Raw genomic sequence first — 4,827 nt, 5'->3', positions numbered from 1 at the left:
CGCGGCCGCCCGGTCACCGGGCCGGGTAACCGCCCGCTGAAGTCGCTGTCGGATCTGCTCAAGGGCAAGCAGGGCCGGTTCCGCCAGAACCTGCTCGGTAAGCGCGTCGACTACTCGGGCCGTTCGGTCATCGTGGTCGGCCCGCAGCTCAAGCTGCACCAGTGCGGTCTGCCCAAGCTGATGGCGCTCGAGCTGTTCAAGCCGTTCGTGATGAAGCGGCTCGTGGACCTCAACCACGCGCAGAACATCAAGAGCGCCAAGCGGATGGTGGAGCGTCAGCGTCCCCAGGTGTGGGATGTCCTCGAAGAGGTCATCGCCGAGCACCCGGTGTTGCTGAACCGCGCGCCCACCCTGCACCGGCTGGGTATCCAGGCTTTCGAGCCGATGCTGGTGGAAGGCAAGGCGATTCAGCTGCACCCGTTGGTGTGTGAGGCGTTCAACGCCGACTTCGACGGTGACCAGATGGCCGTGCACCTGCCGTTGAGCGCGGAGGCGCAGGCCGAGGCGCGCATCCTGATGCTGTCGTCCAACAACATCCTGTCGCCCGCGTCGGGCCGCCCGTTGGCCATGCCGCGACTGGACATGGTGACCGGGCTGTACTACCTGACCACCGAGGTCGAGGGCGATACCGGCGAATACGTCGCGGCCGCCAAGGACCGACCGGAGACCGGCGTGTACGCCTCGCCGGCCGAGGCGATCATGGCGGCCGACCGCGGCGTGCTGTCGGTGCGGGCCAAGATCAAGGTGCGGTTGACCCAGCTGCGTCCGCCCGCCGAGCTCGAGGCCGAGCTGTTCGGCGAGTCCGGCTGGCAGCCGGGTGACGCGTGGATGGCCGAGACCACGCTCGGTCGGGTGATGTTCAACGAGCTGCTGCCGCTGGGGTATGCGTTCGTGAACAAGCAGATGCACAAGAAGGTGCAGGCCTCCATCATCAACGACCTGGCCGAGCGCTACCCGATGATCGTGGTCGCGCAGACCGTCGACAAGCTCAAGGACGCCGGTTTCTACTGGGCGACCCGCAGTGGTGTCACGGTGTCGATGGCCGACGTGTTGGTGCCGCCGCGCAAGAAGGAGATCCTCGACCAGTACGAGGAGCGGGCCGACAAGGTCGAAAAGCAGTTCCAGCGTGGTGCTTTGAACCACGACGAGCGCAACGAGGCGCTGGTGGAGATCTGGAAGGAAGCCACCGACGAGGTGGGTCAGGCGCTGCGGGAGCACTATCCCGCCGACAACCCGATCATCACCATCGTCGACTCGGGCGCCACGGGTAACTTCACGCAGACCCGAACGCTGGCCGGCATGAAGGGTCTGGTGACCAACCCGAAGGGTGAGTTCATCCCGCGTCCGGTCAAGTCGTCGTTCCGCGAGGGCCTGACCGTGCTGGAGTACTTCATCAACACCCACGGTGCTCGAAAGGGCTTGGCGGACACCGCGTTGCGTACCGCCGACTCGGGTTACCTGACCCGACGCCTGGTGGACGTCTCGCAGGACGTCATCGTCCGCGAGCACGACTGCGAGACCGAGCGCGGCATCGTCGTCGAGCTGGCCGAGCGCCAGCCCGACGGCACGCTGATCCGCGACCCGTACATCGAAACCTCGGCGTACGCGCGGACTTTGGGCACCGACGCGGTCGACGAGAAGGGCAACGTCGTCGTCGCTCGCGGCGAGGACCTGGGCGACCCGGAGATCGACGCCTTGCTGGCGGCCGGCATCACGTCGGTCAAGGTGCGCTCGGTGCTGACGTGCACCACCGGCACCGGCGTCTGTGCGACCTGCTACGGGCGCTCCATGGCCACCGGCAAGCTGGTCGACATCGGCGAGGCCGTCGGCATCGTCGCCGCCCAGTCCATCGGTGAGCCCGGCACGCAGCTGACCATGCGCACCTTCCACCAGGGTGGTGTCGGTGAGGACATCACCGGTGGTCTGCCGCGTGTGCAGGAGCTGTTCGAGGCCCGCGTGCCGCGCGGCAAGGCGCCGATCGCCGACGTCACCGGGCGGGTCCGTCTCGAGGACGGTGAGCGCTTCTACAAGATCACCATCATTCCCGACGACGGCGGCGAGGAAGTCGTCTACGACAAGCTCTCCAAGCGGCAACGGCTGCGCGTGTTCAAGCACGACGACGGTTCCGAGGGAGTGCTGTCCGACGGTGACCACGTCGAGGTGGGCCAGCAGCTGATGGAAGGCTCGGCCGACCCGCACGAGGTGCTGCGCGTGCAGGGTCCCCGCGAGGTTCAGATCCACTTGGTCCGCGAGGTCCAGGAGGTCTACCGCGCTCAGGGTGTGTCGATCCACGACAAGCACATCGAGGTGATCGTTCGCCAGATGCTGCGCCGGGTGACCATCATCGACTCGGGCGCGACGGAGTTCCTGCCCGGCTCGCTGATCGACCGTGCGGAGTTCGAGGCGGAGAACCGCCGGGTGGTGGCCGAAGGCGGCGAGCCCGCCGCCGGCCGTCCGGTGCTGATGGGCATCACGAAGGCGTCGCTGGCCACCGACTCGTGGCTGTCCGCGGCGTCGTTCCAGGAGACCACGCGAGTGCTGACCGATGCGGCGATCAACTGCCGCAGCGACAAGCTCAACGGTCTGAAGGAGAACGTGATCATCGGAAAGCTGATCCCGGCCGGTACCGGTATCAACCGCTACCGCAACATCCAGGTGCAGCCCACCGAGGAGGCCCGGGCCGCGGCGTACACGATCCCGTCCTACGAGGATCAGTACTACAGCCCGGACTTCGGCCAGGCCACCGGCGCCGCGGTGCCGCTGGACGATTACGGCTACAGCGACTATCGGTAAGTCAATGCGAAAAGCCCCCGCAGCCTGCGGGGGCTTTTTCGTGCGCTCGGCAGCCGTCGCAGAGTCGCACGCCGTGGGCCGCCGCAGTGCGATTCTGTGTCTGCTCACGGCACTAGACTGGTCCACGTGCTCATCGGTTCACACGTCCACCAAGACGATCCCCTGGCCGCCGCACAGGCGGACGGCGCCGACGCGGTGCAGTTCTTCCTCGGCAACCCGCAGAGCTGGAAGAAGCCGAAGCCGCGCGACGACGCCGAGGCGCTGAAGGCGTCGACCATTCCGCTGTACGTCCACGCGCCCTACCTCATCAACGTCGCGTCTGCCAACAACCGCATCCGCATCCCGTCGCGAAAGATCTTGCAGGACACCTGCGACGCCGCCGCCGCAATCAACGCGACGGCGGTAATAGTGCATGGCGGCCACGCCGACGACAACGACATGGAGGCCGGCTTCGAGCGCTGGGTCAAGGCGCTGGACTACCTCGAATCAGACGTGCAGGTGTACCTGGAGAACACCGCGGGCGGTGACCATGCGATGGCCCGCCACTTCGACACGATCGGACGGCTCTGGGATCACATCGGAGACAAGGGAATTGGCTTCTGCCTGGACACCTGCCATGCCTGGGCCGCGGGTGAGGAGCTGATCGACGCGGTCGACCGGATCAAGGCCCTGACCGGACGCATCGACCTGGTGCACTGCAACGACTCACGGGACGCGGCGGGCTCGGGCGCCGACCGCCACGCCAACCTGGGCAGCGGCCAGATCGATACCGACCTACTCGTCGCGGCGGTCAAGGCTGCCGATGCGCCCGTGATCTGCGAAACCGCCGACGCGGGCCGCAAGGACGACATCGCCTTCCTGCGGGAGAACACCGCCTAGGCAAGGTCCTCGCCGCTATTACACCTCTTGTGCGGCTGTCGGGAAAATGTAATATGGACGGCATGCCCGATACCCATGCCGTCACCAACCAGGTTCCCCCGCTGGAGAACTACAACCCCGCGACGTCCGCCGTGCTCGTCGAGGCCCTGATCCGCGAGGGCGGGCAATGGGGCGTCGACGAGGTGACCGAGGTGGGCGCGATCGCCGGTAGCCGCGAAGCCCAGCGCTGGGGTGAACTCGCCGACCGCAACCGGCCCATCCTGCACACCCACGACCGCTACGGTCACCGTGTCGACGAGGTCGAGTACGACCCCGCCTACCACGAGCTGATGCGCACCGCGATCGGGCACGGCCTGCACGCGGCGCCGTGGGCCGACGAGCGCCCGGGCAACCATGTTGTGCGGGCCGCCAAGATGTCGGTCTGGAACGTCGAGCCCGGACACACCTGTCCGGTCTCGATGACCTACGCCGTAGTCCCGGCGCTGCGCTACAACCCAGAACTGGCGGCCGTTTACGAGCCGTTGCTGACCAGTCGCGAATACGACCCCGAACTCAAGCTGGCCACCACCAAGCGGGGCATCACGGCCGGCATGTCGATGACGGAGAAGCAAGGCGGTTCCGACGTGCGCGCCGGCACCACCGAGGCAACCCCCAACGGCGACGGCAGCTACCGCCTGACCGGTCACAAGTGGTTCACCTCGGCGCCGATGTGCGACATCTTCCTGGTGCTCGCGCAGGCCCCGGGCGGCCTGTCCTGCTTCCTGCTGCCGCGGATACTGCCCGACGGCAGCCGCAACCGAATGTTCCTGCAGCGCCTCAAGGACAAGCTCGGCAACCACGCCAACGCCTCGAGCGAAGTCGAATACGACGGTGTCATCGCATGGTTGGTCGGCGAGGAGGGCCGCGGGGTGCCGACCATCATCGAGATGGTCAACCTCACCCGGCTCGACTGCACGCTGGGCAGCGCCACCAGCATGCGCACCGGCCTGACCCGTGCCATCCACCACGCCCAGCACCGAAAGGCGTTCGGCGCCTACCTGATTGACCAGCCGTTGATGCGCAACGTGCTGGCCGACCTCGCGGTCGAGGCCGAGGCCGCCACCATCGTGGCGATGCGGATGGCCGGGGCCACCGACAAGGCGCTGCGCGGGGACG

3 protein-coding genes are annotated in these 4,827 nt (G+C 67.2%); all 3 read left to right on the top strand.

Translation table 11 applies throughout. From position 1 onward, the window contains the following. A partial coding sequence (rpoC, locus tag A5736_RS25470) for a DNA-directed RNA polymerase subunit beta' (protein WP_076249208.1) occupies positions 1-2,793 on the top strand: 2,793 nt, incomplete at its 5' end. A gap of 126 nt (positions 2,794-2,919) precedes the next feature. Beyond that, on the top strand, positions 2,920-3,672 hold the full coding sequence (locus tag A5736_RS25465) for a deoxyribonuclease IV (RefSeq protein WP_076126164.1): 753 nt from the start codon (positions 2,920-2,922) through the stop codon (positions 3,670-3,672). Positions 3,673-3,734: 62 nt separating this feature from the next. Further along, positions 3,735-4,827 (top strand): acyl-CoA dehydrogenase family protein (locus A5736_RS25460; RefSeq protein ID WP_076249209.1); only part of this gene is annotated, 1,093 nt, incomplete at its 3' end.

Origin of the sequence: Mycobacterium sp. SP-6446, from assembly GCF_001954045.1 — a bacterium.
In the GTDB taxonomy this organism is placed as follows: Bacteria; Actinomycetota; Actinomycetes; order Mycobacteriales; family Mycobacteriaceae; genus Mycobacterium.
The sequence above is the reverse complement of the archived record's forward strand: the minus strand, read 5'-3'. Positions and strand labels throughout refer to the sequence as shown.